Raw genomic sequence first — 17708 nt, 5'->3', positions numbered from 1 at the left:
ATCGAGCACGAAGCTGTTAACCATGCGTTGAAAACCATGCGTAATTGGAAAGATGAAATCATCAATTACCACCACTGCCGATGGACCAATGCTACTGTAGAGGGCCGTCATAATCGTATTAAAGCATTTCAACGTCGTCACTACTTCATCCGTAACCCAGATCGGTACAAAACAGGCATTTTAGTAGAATGCAATCGACTTCGTCTTTCAAGCTAAATGATCAAGCACTGATTTTGAGATTGAGCCATTACTCGCGAAAGATTTCTTTAAACGATTTGACGCATTGTGCTCATTTGAACCGTGTGACTCTGAATAAATTGTTTCAGGAGAGATGTGGAAAAACAGCATTTGGTTACTTGCTTACACATCTTTGAAGGTTGCGAGTGACCTTTTGACACATACCGATATGAATCTTAATGAAATTGCACTTTCCACGGGATTCGAGTATGACACGTACTTTATCAAACAGTTTACAGCCAGAAAAGGGATGTCACCTACAACGTATCGAATAACCTCCCGCAAGTTTGGTACTGCTCAATAACAACAGGTTTATTAATTAACTAAAGTATACAATATAATCTGATTCGTTATGGAGCTTGATGCGGCGCAATCTGACCGCGATGCGGAACAAATTAAAGCAAACTAAAAGGTCTGAGCCTGGTAAATTCCGGAATCAGACCTTTCAAGCTTCCTAATTTAATAAAGCGTCTGCCTTTTAGGATATAGAAGGCGCTTTCGTTTAAATATCATGTAGAGTGCGTATAGCAGGACGGAAAAGGATGAATGTCCTGAACCTGTGCAAAAGTATAGTGCATGGTTGCAAATTGGGAGTGGTACATATATTGAAGTACAAAAATTTGGCCATGATTCATTCCGCATAAAATGCCGGAAATCCCTTGGCCGGTTGCTAAGGAAACGCCTACCGGTCGGCCGATCAAAGACATGGCTTTCTGCTGCCAGGGCACTGGTGATCCCTCCTCGGATCAGCATATGAGAATCCGCCCTGAATGTTACCGATGTCCTTTACCGATGTCCAGTGAATAGTATGACAGACTGATATCAGGAGAGTTTAGGGGAGCAATACCGAGCATGGTTCCAAAGCCAAGACGATTTGAAACAAACCCATTGTGCTCGATAACCTGTACGCCCGAACACGCGCCACACGATTATCAGAAATTGTGCTTCAAGTGGTTAACCATGGCAGCTGCCAACGAGGCAATATTTCTACAATGTTGCATCAGTTGGGCTATGCATCTACCCTGAACGACTATTCACTTTTATAGTACCAGGAGCCTAAGGAATCCTTTTTAATCTCTGATGTCGATAAAGTATTCGATGACATCCAGTGCAGCTTCCTGCTATTGGTCCCTCCACACTTAGAAAGGAGACTGTATTTATGCTATGGAAATTGAAAATCTACAATCGAGAGAAGATTTGAGGATTTGGCTGCAGGAAAATGAAAAATCTTGTTGGTAGTCGTTAGTATGAAGCCAAATCCAGATAAGTTGCTATATTTGGACGCAGTCGAAGAATCTTTGTGCTTTGGATGGATGTATGGAATCAAAAAGCCACTCTATGTGTTCTCACGCAATTCCGTCGCCTTGATGGTTGCGCCAAGTGCAGTTAATCGATACAGACCGAAAACAACAGGAGTCGCCTGCACCAATCCTTCACGTAAAAGGTGTTTGAGCGACTGATTTACGTCGGATAGATTCCCCGAATCTTTCGGAAGCTGACCAACGATCTGCTCTGGTGTCTGCCATTCCGTGGTTAATGCCAATAATACCGATTGTTGCAGTGGAGTCGTGCTCATGCTTTCTCCCTCCTTTTTTACTTATAGTACGATACGAAGCTTTAAAGTTCCAATTGATAATCCCCTCAATGGAGAACACTTTTCTCTTATTTTTTCACGTTTTCTTAGAATTTCGCCATGTATCATGCGTTTAACAATATTAAAGAAGCTGATTTCCATGTGCTTTGAGGAATCTCAGCTTCTAGGTCAAAATCCGGGTTAGTCCAAGTCATCTCTCTAAGGGAATAAACCCAAAAATCTCTTAACAGCAGGAAATCAATTGTGTAATGTGGAATATCTTTACTATTAATTATACATAATTCGATAGGTTTCGAGTTGGGTTGGAGGGCAGCTGAATGAGTTTTAAAAAATGGATAAGGATTGTTTTTCCTGAAATCCAATTGATTGACTTTATGAAAGAACACAAAGCAGCGGCTCGTATGAGAAGCTCTGCAAATTTATCCAGTACGAACCGTGGACAGGACGATAGTCCCCCCTCCACTGTGACTCATAGTTCCACATCGCTTCCTGGTACAGCTCCACTCGGTCCCAATTCTGCTTCTCCAGTCCGCGAGGTATTGGCCGATGTAAAGCGAGGAGTGAAGCAGATAGGGATTGATCAGTCTCCCCTGGAGTTGGATGACAAATTTGCCGACATCATCAGGGAACTCAATGAGAGAATATGGGCACAGCACAGCTATATCGAGCAGCTTGCAGCTGCTTTTAAGAAAGCTTTTTTTGCCAATGAAAAAGGGAAGGTCAAAAATGTTATCCTCATCTCCGGCCCTGCCGGAACAGGCAAAAAGACGTCTCTCGGCTTGCTTATCCAATTACTAAATAAAAAAAATCTAACTTCCTATAAACGTTACTACGAATTCGATTTAAGCCGCTATAGCGAGGTGGATGTCAAAAGCAACTTTATTGTCGACTGCTCAGCTACCTTCCAGGATGGCATGGGAACGGTCTGCTTTACCGGCATGAAGAACGCGCATTCTGAGGTTCTGAACTACATCTCCCAGTTGATCAGCACAGGCAGCTTCCGAACACCTGAAGGCACCCAAGTAAATGCTGGCGATTATTTTATCATTTTTGAAATGGATCAGTGGGTCAAGGAAAAGCATGTATATACTGCACTGCCAGCCGTTATAGCCTCACAAATTCCACCAGTTATTCTCAAGAGTATACGATCCTACGCCATATCTGCACCATTAAATGTGGAAACGGTTGAGCGGCTCGTCCAGCAGAAATTCACTAGGGCTGCTTCAACACTAGCCTATCAAACCCAGCTGAATATCTCCTATGAAGAGAATGTGTTTCATCGGCTTGCGGAAATCTTTGTGGAAAGTAAGCGTTATGGACAGGCTATCGATGAGTGGAGTCAAAAGGAATTTGTGGATCGTATTCTCGATCTGCGTTCCAAGGGCGAGCTCCAGGCCAATGAGCAAGTAACCATACGTTGTGTTGATCAGGAGATCGTAGTGGCTGCGTCTACTCAAAGCTTTGTCCTTAAACGCATGTCGATTATTAAGGAAGAGACGCTTGAGGATATTATGCTGGAGCTGGATAGGCTAACAGGCTTGCGTCAGGTCAAGGACTTTATCCACGAGCTGCTCGAGACCGTTAACGCACAGAAAAAACGCGAGCAAGCGGGACAAAAAAACACGGCGATGTCGCTTCATATGGTGTTCTCCGGTAATCCGGGCACGGGTAAAACAACTGTAGCCAGACTTGTTTCGCGTATTTTGAAAGCATTGGGATTATTAGGTCAAGGGCAGCTCATTGAGGTAACAAGGCAGGACCTGGTTGGCGAATATATCGGATCAACCGCACCCAAAACATCTGCACAAATTGAAGCGGCCCTGGGCGGCGTCTTGTTTATTGATGAGGCTTACACATTAGCTCGGAGCCGCAATGATATCTTTGGCCTTGAAGCGATCGACACTCTCGTCAAAGGCATGGAGGACAATCGTGAGAATATGGTTGTCGTGCTTGCAGGCTATACGAATGAGATGGAAACCTTTCTGAAAGCAAACCCCGGGCTGCGTTCCCGCTTTCCTTTTATCGTAGAATTTCCAGACTACACACCTGATGATATGCTGGAAATTATGGAACGGACCGCTTTAAGCCGCGATTATCAGATTGATCCGAGCGCCGGCCCTCGTATGCTTGAGCTATTCAAGACCAAGCAAATTCCCGGCAGAAACGACAGCGGCAATGGCCGTTTGGTGAGAAACCTGCTGGAGGAAGCGATCCGCAAGCAATCGGTACGACTGAGCAAACAAGAGCAAGCTGCAGCTGTGGATTGGAAGCTCCTTGTTCTTGAGGATTTTGGCTTGGGTCAAAAAGAAGCCTTTAATATTGAAACAGCATTGGTTGGCATTATCGGACTGGACAATGTGAAGACATTCATTCGAACCTTGGAGAAGCAAATTATCGTCAACCATCGTCGACAGGAAGCCGGGATTATCGTCGACACCAACCAAAGTCTGAATATGGTCTTTTCTGGAAATCCGGGAACCGGCAAAACGACCATCGCCCGCCTGATTGCACAGATGATGAAGTCGATGGGAATATTGAAGATGGGACATCTTGTTGAGGTCGACCGCTCCCATTTGGTCGCTGAATATATGGGTCAGACCGCAACCAAGACCAAGGAGCTGGTAGAGTCAGCTTTGGGCGGTGTTCTATTCATTGACGAGGCGTATGCCCTCGCTGAGGAAGGTATCAAGGGTGGCGGATTTGGCAAGGAAGCCGTAGATACTTTAGTCAGATTGATCGAGCTGCACAAAGACAATTTGATCGTCATTTTGGCGGGCTATACAGCAGAAATGAGGAGCTTCCTAAAAATAAATCCAGGCTTGTCCTCCCGCTTTCCATTGATGATCGAGTTTCCTGACTATACCGCCGAGCAGTTGGAACAGATCACTTTGAAAATGGCAGAGTCTCGCGGCTTCACCATAGAAACGGATATTCGCGAGGGGCTTATGGCTTATTATGAGAAAAAACAGATTCCCGGCAAAAACGACAGCGGCAACGGCCGATTGGCTCGGAACACACTGGAGGAAGCGATCCGCAACCAATCGATTCGTATCGCTGATCAACCAGACCTGCCTGTGCACCAGCTTAACCTTCTCAATAAGGCGGATTTCAATATTATCCCCGCTTCCGACAAACGAGAGAATCATAATGCGCTGCACGAGCTTGAGGAAGTGATTGGATTAATTGAGGTTAAAGATTTTGTAAAAGGAATCTCTGCGCAGATTGAAATGGGTAATCGCCGCAAAGCAATGGGCTTGCCTGTAGAAGGAACGCAAACGCTGCATATGATTTTCAAGGGTAATCCAGGAACAGGTAAAACCAAAATCGCGCGTATAATCGCCAAACGGCTCAAGGAGCTGGGAGCAGTTAAATCCGATTCCGTTGTTGAAACGGATCGTTCAGGCCTTGTAGCCGGGTATTTGGGACAAACTGCACTAAAAACAAAGGATGTAATCGACCAGGCTTTAGGCGGAGTATTGTTCATTGATGAGGCCTATTCTTTGGCTAGCGGCCAGGATGACTTTGGCAAAGAAGCCATTGATACACTTGTTAAAGCAATGGATGATTACAGAGACAGGCTGGTCGTCATTCTGGCCGGCTATGAGCAGGATATGGACGACTTCATTGCCAGTAATGCCGGCTTGAAATCGCGCTTTCCGAACATCATCTCGTTTCCCGATTATGCTCCTGAGGAAATGCTGCAGATCAGCCGTTTAATCTTCAAATCCAAAGGCTATCAAGCTGCCGCGGGTGCGGATACGGCATTATTAGGTCTTTTCCTGCAATATATTGGCGATCCCACAGCCGGAAATGGGCGATTGGTTAGAAATATATGTGAAAAGGCTATTCGCAATCACGCTGTTAGGCTAAGCGGTAATCCTATGGCAACGGTCGAAGAATTATCTACTATCATTTATGAAGATGTTGGAAGGTTATAAATGAAAAATTCAAATGCAAGCTCAGCTGCAGGCTTAGGGTGCTTAGTGGTGCCTTTAATTATTGTTTTAAGTCCGATATTATTCTTCATTTATATGATTGATACTTACAAGAAAGAGATTTTTTTTGGACCCTTGTACATTATTTATGCTTCGATTAAAGTGTTGGTACTGGAGGTACCAGCCTCTAATTTTCCTTATGGCGTCCTATTGTTCTTAGGAGTCATACTTTACGGTTCTATGATGATTCCAAAGATCCGGGCCCTTTATGATGAACTGCCTGTCCTGATCCCTTTTCTTCAAATGTGCTTTCTTACGCTTATTGCTTCGATCATCGGTTTTTACATCCTAAACGCTTGGGCAGATAACCAAACCTATTCAAAGGTAGAAGCTGTCTTATTAACCGTTACGACATTTGTACTGATGCGTCTGTTCATGTCTTATTGGTACTACAGCTTTCCAATCAGCTCCAAGGTTACGCGTGAGGAAGAACAAGATATTCAGGCCATCCGGGTAAATGGCGGTTCTGCTAGTCAATCATTGCTTCCCCATGGGTCGATGCATAAGAACCTTGTGTTGTTTGCTCTGATATTTGTTTTTTTCCTTACGATGTTTTTTCTTGGTAACATTCCTCCAGCTTTAGACACAAATAAGTTGATGAAAGAGCAAATAAGCAGAGAAGCAGCGGCTGGCGCTATATTGTTCCATGGAGAAGAAAAAAATGGTATTCAAGCTAAAAACTTTGAAGTTCCAGGTCTCAACAGGAGCGTGTCTACAAGAATGTTAATATGGGACTATAACTTGGAGGACAACGATAAAGTACAAATTTTGGTGGATGGAAAGCCTATACATGATTCAATTGTGCTGACCCATACACCTGTAGCTTTCACTGTTCCGGTTCCAAGCGTAATTACTATTAAAGGCATTCATGACCAGGGAGGTGGGCTCACATATGCAGTCAAATTTCCGCAAACCAAATACACCTTCTTCAACATCGTTGCTGTGAACGGTGTGAATACGTACACATTGATGCCTGCACCTTAGGTAGCAACATAAACGCCTCTTCTCTATTGAAGATGTTGGGGGACAGCAGATGACAAATTCCAAGCAAAATGCTGATGCAGGCTTCGGCCTCTTCTTAGTGCCTATCTTTATCTTTATTCTTTTAAGTCTATCTTTGATAATCAAGTATATTCTTAGTAATTACCCGGAAAAGGTTATTTTTGGACCCCTATACTTTATTTTTGTATCAATTAAAGTATTTGTCTTGGAGGTTCCACTCGCTAATTTTACAGTTAACATACTCTTTTTGATAGGAATACTATTTTACGCTTCTATGGTCATTCCGAAGGTCCGGACCATTTATGATGGGCTACCTGTTCTGATTCCTTTTTTTCAAATGTGTTTTTTAATGCTTATAGCTTCTGTCTTTGGACTCGAATTCCTGAACTCGTGGGCAGATAATCAGATGCTCTCAAAAGCAGGAGCTGTTTTATCTGCAATTATTACGTATGTCTTGATACGTCTCTTAATGTCCTACTGGTACTATAAATTTCCAATCAGCTCAATGATCACTCGTGATGAAAAGCTAAATAATCGGACAGTTTCAGCAGCTACCAGCTCTGCTAATACAATATTGCTGCCACATGGTAGGATGCATAAAAACCTTGTCCTGTTTGCTCTAATCTTTCTTTTTTTACTTTTTATTGCTTCTTGTAGATATATCCCCACACCATTAGACAGCAATAAACTTATGAAAGAGCAATTCAGCAGAGAACCAGCGGCTGGCACTCGATTGTTCGATCAAGAATTTAACAATGGTATTCAAGCTAGAGATTTCAATATTTCTGGCTTAACACGGGATGTCTCAACAAGAATGTTAATATGGGACTTTAACTCAGAGGATCACGATATTGTGCAAATTCTGGTGGATGGAAAAATTATTCAAGATTCAATTGTACTGACCAATAGGCCTGTAGCTTTCACTGTTCCGGTTCCTGGTGTAATTACCATCAAGGGCATTCAAGATCAAGGAGGCGGACTCACGTACGCAGTCAAGTTTCCGCAAACCAGATTGACTTGTTTTAACATCGTTGCTGTGAATGGCGTGAATACATACACCTTATTGCCTAAACCATAAATTGCTAAAATAGCACATAGGGTTAAATTTGATTGGAGGATATTGCAATGGATCCAAGAAGAAACGTTAGAAGTAAAGAGGCCACTCAACCCGTTCAACAGAGAACGGGTATCTCTTCACAAGCTCCACTAGTTCCACTTGAGGAAGAGTTAAATAGTGAGGAAACCTTGGTTCCGAGCAGCCCAATTCCAGACACTGCCCCCGCCCCTTCTGCACCCCCCAAAAAACCTAATAAATGGCTGAATTCAATCCTGATCCTTCTTGGAGTTGGATTGCTTTTTCTTACTATCAATTATGCTTTTAATGAGAGTACCCCCACCTTAGGAAGTAACGTGATTAATAAAGATCAAATCAGCAGCCAGGTCGCGGCTGGTACTGTATTGTTCAATAAAGAAGAAAATCCGGGACTTCAAGCTAAGGACTTCAAAGTCAATGAGTTAAAGCAAGGCGGATCTGCCAAATTGGTCATATGGGACTTTAACGTACAGGATTACGATGAAGTGCAGATTTTTGTTGATGGCAAGCCTATTCATAATTCCGTTATATTGACCCATACACCTGCTGAATTCAGTGTCCCGGTACCTAGTGTAATTACCATTAAAGGTATAAGTGACAAAGGGGGCGGAATCACATATGCAGTTAAGTTCCTACCCAATGATTTAACTTATTTTAACGTCGCCAATGTGAATGAAATTAATACATATACCTTGGTACCAGGTCCTTAAATATGAGAAAGTTGTTCGAATTAGATTTGAAAAACCAATAGTACCTGCCGCTTTAACAGCTTTAATGTCCGTAGGTTGATCCCGATGTAATACACTGATTTGATTCTTTGTAATTTTCTTTGTCTCAAGCCTGTCGCAGCATATTTACCCATAATTGGCAGCACCCAGAATGTTAATTTGTTGTACAAAAAAAGCGCCCCCTTCGAGGTGCGTTTCTTTTGTGCTTCTTGAGGTTTTTTAGCAATCGCCACCCTGCCAGGTACGATGAGACCGTTTTGTTCTGCCCAATCAGGCATGACTACAACGCCTCTCGATCATTAAATCATTTTTCTTGAATAATAACTGTACCGTTATAAATAATTGTGCGTTTGCCATTTAACTCGAACAGTATTTTGTTGCCGTATTCTGTATCCTGTACGTCGATTTTGCCTTCATATTCTTTGATGAGATGTCCGCCTTGATCATAGACTTGAACGGTGCGATTCAACCCACCCGAGTTATTGGATATCCATGTTTTAACAGCTCTTCCTCCCACTCCAGTGTTGAAATACCATATTACGCTACCAACTATGATAAAAAGAATAATAGCCAGTACCGTAATTGTAATTACTTTTCCTTTACTTTTCATTTGCTACCCTCCAATTGATATTGCAATGATCTATGACATTATAACTCATTTACTAATCAATATTAATTAGAATGATTGACGATCCAGAGATTTGACATCTACTTTAGAACAAAACGAGGGCTACTCCAGTATGTTACAAAGATATATGCCAATCAACATTAGACTTCAAAGAAACATCAAAGAGGAGCTGTCCTTCCGACAGCTCCATACTATCGTTCCCCGCTAGTACATTTTATTCGTTCATTCCAAGTCCAGCCGGTTCAGCCTCCACTACCGCAACAGCTCGTACCGGGGAACCGTCACCACTGACGATGCGCAGAGGAAATCCGTAAAACATAAAGTCGGCTCCGCCGGAAAGACGATCCAAACCCTGTAGCCCCGTATACGTCACAATTCCGATACCTAACAACGCGCGCTCCAGTTCTTCAGACAGTTCGCCGCCGACGAACGGCGGCCACAGCGCAGCGAGTCGATCAAAGCATTCTAGCCCGACGGATTCTGCAAAAAACAGACCACGACCTTCCGGCCATGTCGGGTCTTCGATCCGTACTAAGCGCGATGATCCGAAAAATCGCTCCAATGGCAGTTCATCCAATGTTGCGGAACCAGGGTGCATGTGTGAAGGCGCGTCCACGTGTGTTCCGGTATGGCTGCCCATCGAAAGCAGCCGCAGCTCCCAATTGTGACTCTCGTATGTATGCGTCACTTTGACTTTTACCTCCGGATCACCGGGATAAACGGGCATGCCGTGCGCAATCGGCAACGACAAATCGATCACTCTCACTCAGATGCCTCCTTCCCTGCAAGCTTATTATCCAAATTTCTCTTCACTTTTGTTTGACTTGAAATATTATATTCCGTTACTTCAATGTAGTGTCATGACATGAATAGCCTGAGCTCCGCGCGGCGTATTCGCAAACAGCCAGTTCTTGCGCCCGATTACAAATAAAGCGCAGCAGGGCCTCTACTCCTGTTCATCATTTCGCCAGTACAGCCCCCAAATCTGCTATCACCTAGCGCACACTCGGAGAAGGATCGTCGTGTTGATTAAACCAGCAGTATATGTCGAGATAGCTACTAATCTTCTGGCATTTGCCAGCCCGCTTCCTCATCCCAAATGGCATCCGTATCATCTAGATGCACATGCCAATCCCCATTAGAAATACTTCTTCTAATATCCGTCAAGCAGGTCAACCAATAAAACAGCGCATGCAATGTATCTTCAAAATCATCTGAAAAGGGAAGCTTTGTTGAGCCTGCAAAAATCACTGTTGGTTCATCCTGCTCATAGTCATAAACACAAAATGTTTCTCCAATATCCTTCATTTCAAAACCTATATTGTATTTATCAATGATGGCTGTTATCTCTTGCTCCTCACTGCTGGTAAGGTTATGGTTTCTCATACAAGTATAATAAATAGAAATACCCATGGTACATTTCTCCTTTTTCTTCAGTATATCAGAACTAATGTTCTTATGCACAATTAATCGACAATGTTCACTTTTATAGTCCCGTACTAACAGAGCCGTCTGTCTAGAAATCCATAAAGACTATGAAACTTTCTTATATTAATGGCTATGTTAAATTCTAATGTTGATAATAAACCATAAGAAAGCCGCCTTGCTGAAAAGGCGGTTCATTGAGCTATCGTGCCCTTTAGTTTAATGTCGCAATCTTAAAATCATTAAGTCTTCATCAAAATACTGTTCATCAAACTTTAATGCATGTGGTTCTACACCGTAAACTTCAAACCCCAGCGAGACATATAAGCGTTTTGCTGATTTGTTATTAGACACAACCGTCAAATGAATCTGTTCCAACCCTTCACATTCTTTTGTTGCTCTTTCAATCAAGGCTATTAGAAGGGCTTTACCTAACCCCCGTCCTCGAAATTTAGGCTCTACGTACATGCCGTAAATATTTCCTTTATGTGCCGTCTTAAGCCTGTTTTCACGTAAAAAATTGACAATGCCAACTAATGTGTTATTGTCGTCAAAACATCCCAATGCAAATTGATCTTTTGTATGGTGTATCCTTTCTATAATGTGCCCCAGAGGTTTAGTTTCTTCTTGCTCATACATTGATCCAAATGCATCAGGATCATTTTTCAATGCACGCAACCTTACTTCCTTGTACACTTGGGCATCAGAGTCATTCAACAGACGAATGTTCATTAGTCACTTCCGTTCATTTATCAAATTGTTCTAAATAAAACTTGCGGATTGAAGTAAACTCCGTTTAGCTTAACAAGAATAAGCAGAAAGCCGAAGCTTGGTGTTCGTGTCGGTCACAGTAAATAGGCACGATTTGGCCCACATATTTTTCTTATTCGATGCGGTATTCTCATATTCCTTGCTGTCTAAGTAACGAAACCAAGCCAAATAATTCTTGCGTGTGCCTTGGATACCTTTACACACATCTGCCATTTGGCTTCAACTGATGGTTTCGTCACAGTTGGTATTCGTGATAATGTCCAGACACTAGGGCTATTGAACGCTATACAATTAAAGTCTCGCCAAGAAGCAGTGTTTGTAGTCTGCGAGCTTCAAGCTCGAGCCGCTCCCACTCCTGATGCAGTCGCGAAAGCGCCTCATGTGCAGTATCGTCAGCCAGTCTGAAGGCTCCATAGTGCATGGGGATAAAGACTTCCCCTTTAACATCCATAAATGCTTGTACAGCCTCCTCAGGTGTTACATGCTGCATAGACATGAACCACTCCGGTTCATAAGCGCCAATCGGCATCAGTACATACTGCAGCCTGCCATAACGCTCGCCAATCTGCTTGAAGCCGTCAAAGTAGCCGCTGTCACCGGCGAAATAAATGCTGCCACCATAACCCTGGGCGGAGCTTCCTCCGTCACCCTCGCCTTCAATGATCCACCCTCCCCAGTGAGAGGTGTTGGTGTCCCACAGCGTACGGCGTGTCCAATGCTGTGCGGGCACAAAATGAAAGACTGCTCCACCGATCGCAATGCTTTCCCACCAGGTAAGCTCTACTACGGCTTTAAAGCCCTTACGCCGCATCATGCTCCCAAGTCCCTCAGGCACGAGCAGCTGCGGGCGGCCCGGCATGGCCCGCAAGGAGCTGACATGCAGATGATCGTAATGGCCGTGCGACAACAGGATCACGTCGATCTCCGGCAGCTCGCTGATCGTGAGACCCGGCTCCGTGAGCCGCTTGGCAAAGCCCATACGCGAAGCCCAGACAGGATCGGTCACGATATTGAGACCTGCTGTCTGCAGCAGGAAGGTCGAATGTCCAATCCAGGTAATTGTCGTTTGTTCACGATTCGTTCGCAACAAATCAAGCTTCTTATCCGGGCTTTGCGATACAGCAAAGCTGAGATCCTTTACCTTCGTCTTCCGCTCCTTTTGCCACTTGCGCACATCCTGCAAAGAATTAACCTTCGCCGCCGCATTCATATTGGCATATCTTTTTCTGGCCATGCTCCGTGCCTCCCTTAAATATGTATGGATACAAGCATCATAACATGGACCATCTCCAGGAGGAAAATTCGACAAAACGCAAGATTAATTCGCATTGGACGATACAAGGGAAATACATTGGATTGCGGGGTAGTTGAGCCCATCTTAGGGCTGGTGATATTACCAATCGAAAGCAATTATTGGGGAGCAGTCTAATCCCATTTCAGTTAATGTATCGTCTGCGCCGTTCGGTACTCATCCACTCCGGAGTCCAGGTTTGCTCTTTGTCATCGATACGTTTGCCTGGTGGAACAATTGCATCAATAGCATCTAACACATCTGTGCCGAGCCTCATCTGTGCACCGGAAATATAGGCTTTCAATTGCTCTAAAGTGCGTGGTCCCCATAGAGTGGATGTGACGGATGGATGGCTTTGGGTAAAAGCTATCGCCATATCCGCTAGTGAAATTCCCGCTTCATTTGCCAGCTGTTGCAACTTTGCAATTATCTTAAACTTATATTCATTTTCAGCTAGTTCAGGATCTAATGTATCCATATATCCTTTTAATGTGGCAGCTCGTGAATCGCTTTGTGCAGCCTGCCCTGCCGTGTATTTTCCAGTTAGTAATCCACCAGATAAGGGACTGTACACCAATAGAGAAAGGTCATATTGTTTAGCTACTTCAGCAAGTTCAAATTCCATTCGTCGATTAATAATAGAATATGGTGTTTGCTCACTTGCAAATCGCTGAATATGATATCGATCACTAATGGCTTGTGCTTGAACAATTTGCCAACCCAGGTGATTTGAAGTGCCGATATGATGAATTTTCCCTTCCTTCACCAAATCGTTCAACGTTAATAGAATCTCTTCATAGGCAACAAATTCAAAAGGAAGATGAAGTTGATAAAGATCTATATAATCGGTTTGCAAACGTAATAGACTTTGTTCAACAGCGGATCGTATCCAACGGCGAGATGCACCGCCTTGATTTAATTCATTGGCAGCCTCAGCACCAAATTTAGAAGCTAATATGACATTTTGCCGCTTGTTCTTAATAGCTTTACCGATAATATGCTCTGATTCCCCATTTCCGTATCTATTGGATGTATCAATCAGATTGATGCCAAAGTCCAATGCTTCATCAATAATTTTTATGCTTTCTTCTTCACTTGTCCTAGATCCAAAACTTGATCCGCCTAACGCAAACGTGCTTACTTTTGTACCAGTTCTTCCAAGATATCGGTATTCCATCGTTCGCCTCCTTAAATTTATACAGCCCAAAGGTAATGAACTCGTGTTGATTAAGGCTATAGAACCGATTATAATCAAGCATGACGAGAGGGTCAATGAACATAAAAGGCCATGTGTTGATTAATAGATACAACGTCAAAAGTGTTGATAACTAAGTACAACGTTCATCATAGGGAGGAATAACAAATGATCGAAAATAGTACGGATATGAGAGTAATCCGCAGTCGTACGCTAATGGAGAACGCATTGTTGTATATTTTAGAGAAAGAAGGTATTAAAGGGCTTACAGTTAAAAACCTTTGTGAAATAGCAGGAATAAATCGAGGCACCTTTTATCTGCACTACAAAGATATTTTTCATCTGATTGAGGAAACGGCGTTTATTCAAGGATTATTGAGTGTATTCGAACCTATTAATCTTGAGAAGTTGATGCAGCATCCTGACCATCAAGGAGCTTATCCTCCAATCACCCAAGCCTTTCAATACTTGCATAAGCATGCCAGTTTTTTTAAAGCACTATTCCATTCGTCAGCTCCAGCAGAATTAAGAGAACGGCTCCAGTATTTAGTAGGCACACGTTTGTATGAAAATCTGAAACGAGATCAATCTAGTAATGAAAGCCTGTTTTCTGACTATGTAATTGCTTATTTAGGAAATGCACAGTTTGGAATTATACAACACTGGTTTAAGACTGATCGTACAATTCCTCCCGAAGATATAGCAAAAATTTTAACGTTATATATACGTAAAACACCATGCCTTGATCAGAAAGTTTGAAATTTGTAGGGTACTGCCAAATCTTAGGACTTACAGGATGGATAAACAGTAAGATTTAAGGGGTGTGTACATTGATATACATATTTGCTTGTGTAGAACCATCAATTCCTAATGCTTGAACTTGGATATGATCATGAAATGTCCGACTACCGAACTCCCATGTGTAAGACCATCCATCACTTCCATCTATGTCGTAACCAATGAGTTTTCTTTCACTCCCTGCTTCCGTCCCTGTTGGTGCTATCCAAAATAAAACTGATTCTGTATTTTCAGCCTCTGCATATATAGTCATCGTACTAACGTTTTCTGGAACAACCCACCAATTCGATTCCTCTGTTAAATCTGTATATACCCTCAAAAGCTCAGTACGTGTATGAATCTGTTTCGCTTGGTTGCTTGAGGTTGATATTGCTTTTTGCTTCGGAGTTTCGACATTAGAACAAGCTGAACAAATCAGCATAATCATTAAAAGACATGCGCCATAAGCTTTGTTTTTCATAAATACCTCCTGAATTGCTAGTATTCTTTAGACTGTATATATGCTTGTAAAGTTGCAAATTCAAATAATTAGTATAACCAGGCTACCAACCTTATTCAATAATCCTGCCTAACTTAAGGCAAAGAAAAAAAGAAATGCTTCCAAAATCGCAATGAAAAAGGGACCCGCAGCAGTCGCAGATCCCGTTTCAATTGATTGCACTATTTTGTCCCGTTGGTTATATCAGTGAGACTTACACGTCATCGTAGAAACGTTCCATAACAATATAAGCTTTGGCGCTTTTACTAAAGGTCGCGTCAGTTTTAGAAAGTCCTAATTTCTCATAGAACGGTGCTTTTTCGATTCTTGCATTGCAATAAATCCGCTTTGCGCCTAGGCGCTCTGCTTCGATGAGTACATAATTCAGGAGTTTGCTTCCATAGCCTTTATTTTGATGACTGGATAGCGTTGCAAGCTTTCTAAACTGTGCTTGTACTCCATGAATGAAGAGTGACACCACTGAAATCAGTTCTTCCCCTTCAAAAAGTCCATAGTGAGTACCCTCGTCGTCATTTTTCAGTTTTATAAAATCGAAATCCTTCTCCGGCCACATTACTTTATGACGCAATTGCCAAGCTTGTTCTTTCTCAATAATCCTAATTTCCAAATGATATCAAACCTTTCTTTAGGTGGCCACGGTTCCCGTTCCGATGATTGACAAAGTCAGATCTCCGCCCTGAACATCACTAGCGGTCGCACGGGCATCCGTGAGCTCACTATCCTAATTTCTTGGTCCACTTAGAAGCCAAGCTTAGATGAGGTGATTTTAGCTTTCTATTTCTACAAAGTGTTGCGGGTTGGAGCGAATATACGTTCTAATTTGTTTGAGACTATCCAGAGCGATCTCATGAAAGCGTTCAAATAAAAGACTTACAGCGTTTAGGAGTTCATTATCGTGATCCAAGTCTTTAAAAGTAGCTTCACTCCATTGCACACCTAGCTTGTGGTTCCTTGCTTCGAGAACCTCTTGCGTTTCCTCAAGCAAACGGATCATGGAAGTATCGCCAAAGAAACGCAAGCCTTCATTCACACTTGACCAATAACCCGGTTTATCCAGCAAGTAGGATATCCAAGCATAATACTCAATCACCGAGTTTTTGGCATGATCGTACAATACTCTAAACATGCATAATGCCTGTTGTCCCTTGGTGAGTTGAGCTATTACTTGTGTTTTCACGGACATATCTTTTCCGCGAATTTGAAGAAAGGTTGGTTCCATGCATACCCACCCGAGTCTTTCATCATCCAATGAATCAAAATCCTGTTTTTTTACTGCTGCTAACGTCATTTGTCCTCTCCTTTTCAGACTATCACGATTGTCAATAATAAGAATAAAAAAATTACTCTGGCCTTACTACCCCTAAAGCCGACTCAATCACTTGCTCTAAAAGCACCTCTAGCTGCTCCTTCATCTCCTGCTCCAAAGTCCCCTGTGAGAAGAGATCTTGCTGCAGTTTGTCTAAATAATTCATGCCTTGTGATACGGCACCCCAGAATTGCATAGCCATAAGGCTTGCATTTCCCCGACGAATCGTCTTTTGGTTAATGCCCTTCTCAATGGCTTGCGCCATCGGTTCTATGAAGCTCTTCACCCATTCAAACGGAGAAAATGGTTCAGCAGTATACAAGTAATGCACATCCATGCTGATTCGCATGTAAAAGCGAGATACCTCAGGTTCATCCAGTACTTGCTTGCAAACCAATCGTGCGTACTCACTGAACAGATTAAACGATGAGCCCTCTTGTTGGAAATGGGATTTCGTAAAATGTTGGGTCCTGTTCATCATGTACTCGTACAGTTCACGAAACAAGGTTTGCTTGTTTTTGAAATAGTGGTAAACCAGCCCGCGCGCCAGACCTGCCCGTTCCGCTACTTCACCAATCTCAGATGCCGCGTAACCTTTTTCCGCATAAACAAGAATGGCTGCCTGCAAAATCTCTTGTGTCCGCTGCTTACGAATCTCTTCATTTTGTTCTTTTGTACGTGGCGACATGGTGTACCCCTCTTTTTTAATTGACATACATGATAATCAAAATATAAAGCGGATTAGGATTATTGTCAATAGAACCGTATCTGCTAGAATGAAGTTTCGTTTTTGTTATTGGATATCCTGATATTCAATCCTGCAAATCTTCTCTGAGATGCTCGGGACATGATAGAATGGCTATGCCAATATGTTCTGCATTACGATCATCTTAATGGACCGTGAATGCATGTCAAAACAGTTGAAAACAATACAGGGTGGAGCCAATGGAGGTGCTCTTGTACTTATGACCATCCAATCCGAACATACATTAGCTATACCTGCAAACGATAGCAACAAGGAATCGCTTGCTCTAGAAACAGTTTGCTTGGCCAACCTGATTAGTGACCAAGCTCCGTTCGTCGGAGGCTTATAGCCCCTACCTTTGTTTTGTCGATTGACCTGTTCTTTAATTGGAATTATACTGT

General features: G+C 42.8%; 21 protein-coding genes and 1 pseudogene. 9 read left to right on the top strand and 13 right to left on the bottom strand.

Going from position 1 to position 17708, the window contains the following annotated elements; all coding sequences use genetic code 11:
• Together LRL21_RS26400 and LRL21_RS46385 are read left to right on the top strand one after the other, a co-directional pair.
• Positions 1-216, top strand: a 216-nt coding sequence (locus LRL21_RS26400) for a transposase (RefSeq protein ID WP_240418756.1), incomplete at its 5' end; no start/stop codon positions are given.
• Between the two features lie 115 nt (positions 217-331).
• Positions 332-541 carry a helix-turn-helix domain-containing protein gene (locus LRL21_RS46385; RefSeq protein WP_338044680.1) on the top strand — a complete coding sequence of 70 codons (210 nt, stop codon included), beginning with the start codon at positions 332-334 and terminating at the stop codon, positions 539-541.
• 205 nt (positions 542-746) lie between these two features.
• Here LRL21_RS46385 and LRL21_RS26390 read toward each other — a convergent pair whose 3' ends face one another.
• Entirely contained in the window at positions 747-944 is a 198-nt protein-coding gene (locus LRL21_RS26390; RefSeq protein ID WP_275900914.1) for a hypothetical protein, read from the bottom strand.
• A gap of 125 nt (positions 945-1069) precedes the next feature.
• On the opposite strand from LRL21_RS26390, the pseudogene LRL21_RS26385 reads away from it, so the two are divergent.
• Positions 1070-1283, top strand: a pseudogene (locus LRL21_RS26385) (DinB family protein); the annotation flags it as partial.
• A 290-nt stretch (positions 1284-1573) separates the two neighbouring features.
• Here the strand turns inward: LRL21_RS26385 and LRL21_RS26380 are convergent.
• Complete coding sequence (locus LRL21_RS26380; protein WP_240418753.1) at positions 1574-1813, bottom strand: hypothetical protein; 240 nt, start codon at positions 1811-1813, stop codon at positions 1574-1576.
• A gap of 335 nt (positions 1814-2148) precedes the next feature.
• Between LRL21_RS26380 and LRL21_RS26375 the strand changes: the two genes are divergently transcribed.
• From LRL21_RS26375 to LRL21_RS26360, 4 genes are read left to right on the top strand one after another with little or no spacing between them, the layout of a single operon-like run.
• The gene (locus LRL21_RS26375) at positions 2149-5769 is read left to right on the top strand and encodes an AAA family ATPase (RefSeq protein WP_240418752.1); all 3621 of its coding nucleotides are present in this window, start codon (positions 2149-2151) and stop codon (positions 5767-5769) included.
• Positions 5770-6810 carry a hypothetical protein gene (locus LRL21_RS26370; RefSeq protein ID WP_240418751.1) on the top strand — a complete coding sequence of 347 codons (1041 nt, stop codon included), beginning with the start codon at positions 5770-5772 and terminating at the stop codon, positions 6808-6810.
• Between the two features lie 49 nt (positions 6811-6859).
• Positions 6860-7906, top strand: coding sequence for a hypothetical protein (locus LRL21_RS26365; protein ID WP_240418750.1), 1047 nt, complete (start codon positions 6860-6862; stop codon positions 7904-7906).
• Positions 7907-7953: 47 nt separating this feature from the next.
• Positions 7954-8631, top strand: coding sequence for a hypothetical protein (locus LRL21_RS26360; RefSeq protein ID WP_240418749.1), 678 nt, complete (start codon positions 7954-7956; stop codon positions 8629-8631).
• 20 nt (positions 8632-8651) lie between these two features.
• Here the strand turns inward: LRL21_RS26360 and LRL21_RS26355 are convergent, their stop codons facing one another.
• The 7 genes from LRL21_RS26355 to LRL21_RS26325 form a co-directional block, all read right to left on the bottom strand.
• Positions 8652-8927, bottom strand: a complete 276-nt coding sequence (locus tag LRL21_RS26355; protein ID WP_240418748.1) for a hypothetical protein — start codon at positions 8925-8927, stop codon at positions 8652-8654.
• A 26-nt stretch (positions 8928-8953) separates the two neighbouring features.
• Complete coding sequence (locus LRL21_RS26350) at positions 8954-9259, bottom strand: hypothetical protein (protein WP_240418747.1); 306 nt, start codon at positions 9257-9259, stop codon at positions 8954-8956.
• A gap of 232 nt (positions 9260-9491) precedes the next feature.
• Positions 9492-10043 carry a cyclase family protein gene (locus tag LRL21_RS26345; RefSeq protein ID WP_240418746.1) on the bottom strand — a complete coding sequence of 184 codons (552 nt, stop codon included), beginning with the start codon at positions 10041-10043 and terminating at the stop codon, positions 9492-9494.
• A gap of 293 nt (positions 10044-10336) precedes the next feature.
• Positions 10337-10690 (bottom strand): hypothetical protein, encoded by a 354-nt coding sequence (locus tag LRL21_RS26340; RefSeq protein WP_240418745.1) that lies wholly within the window; start codon positions 10688-10690, stop codon positions 10337-10339.
• Positions 10691-10921: 231 nt separating this feature from the next.
• Entirely contained in the window at positions 10922-11434 is a 513-nt protein-coding gene (locus tag LRL21_RS26335; RefSeq protein WP_240418744.1) for a GNAT family N-acetyltransferase, read from the bottom strand.
• 322 nt (positions 11435-11756) lie between these two features.
• Positions 11757-12707: an MBL fold metallo-hydrolase gene (locus LRL21_RS26330; RefSeq protein WP_240418743.1), complete on the bottom strand. Its 951-nt coding sequence runs from the start codon at positions 12705-12707 to the stop codon at positions 11757-11759.
• 202 nt (positions 12708-12909) lie between these two features.
• The gene (locus LRL21_RS26325) at positions 12910-13941 is read right to left on the bottom strand and encodes an aldo/keto reductase (protein WP_240418742.1); all 1032 of its coding nucleotides are present in this window, start codon (positions 13939-13941) and stop codon (positions 12910-12912) included.
• A gap of 186 nt (positions 13942-14127) precedes the next feature.
• Between LRL21_RS26325 and LRL21_RS26320 the strand changes: the two genes are divergently transcribed.
• Entirely contained in the window at positions 14128-14718 is a 591-nt protein-coding gene (locus tag LRL21_RS26320) for a TetR/AcrR family transcriptional regulator (RefSeq protein ID WP_240418741.1), read from the top strand.
• A 55-nt stretch (positions 14719-14773) separates the two neighbouring features.
• Here the strand turns inward: LRL21_RS26320 and LRL21_RS26315 are convergent, their stop codons facing one another.
• From LRL21_RS26315 to LRL21_RS26300, 4 genes are all read right to left on the bottom strand, one after another.
• A complete protein-coding gene (locus LRL21_RS26315) occupies positions 14774-15217 on the bottom strand; it encodes a hypothetical protein (RefSeq protein WP_240418740.1) in 444 nt (147 codons plus the stop codon).
• A 232-nt stretch (positions 15218-15449) separates the two neighbouring features.
• Positions 15450-15863 (bottom strand): GNAT family N-acetyltransferase, encoded by a 414-nt coding sequence (locus LRL21_RS26310; protein WP_240418739.1) that lies wholly within the window; start codon positions 15861-15863, stop codon positions 15450-15452.
• Positions 15864-16022: 159 nt separating this feature from the next.
• The gene (locus LRL21_RS26305) at positions 16023-16544 is read right to left on the bottom strand and encodes a hypothetical protein (RefSeq protein ID WP_240418738.1); all 522 of its coding nucleotides are present in this window, start codon (positions 16542-16544) and stop codon (positions 16023-16025) included.
• 52 nt (positions 16545-16596) lie between these two features.
• Positions 16597-17250 carry a TetR/AcrR family transcriptional regulator gene (locus tag LRL21_RS26300; protein ID WP_240418737.1) on the bottom strand — a complete coding sequence of 218 codons (654 nt, stop codon included), beginning with the start codon at positions 17248-17250 and terminating at the stop codon, positions 16597-16599.
• Positions 17251-17455: 205 nt separating this feature from the next.
• Here LRL21_RS26300 and LRL21_RS26295 point away from each other — a divergent pair, with 205 nt between their 5' ends.
• Positions 17456-17656 (top strand): hypothetical protein, encoded by a 201-nt coding sequence (locus tag LRL21_RS26295; protein ID WP_240418736.1) that lies wholly within the window; start codon positions 17456-17458, stop codon positions 17654-17656.
• Positions 17657-17708: the final 52 nt, after the last annotated feature.

Origin of the sequence: Paenibacillus periandrae (assembly GCF_022458865.1) — a bacterium.
Lineage (GTDB): Bacteria > Bacillota > Bacilli > Paenibacillales > NBRC-103111 > Paenibacillus_S > Paenibacillus_S periandrae.
Note: the sequence above shows the minus strand (reverse complement) of the source record. Positions and strands in the feature narration are given on the sequence as shown.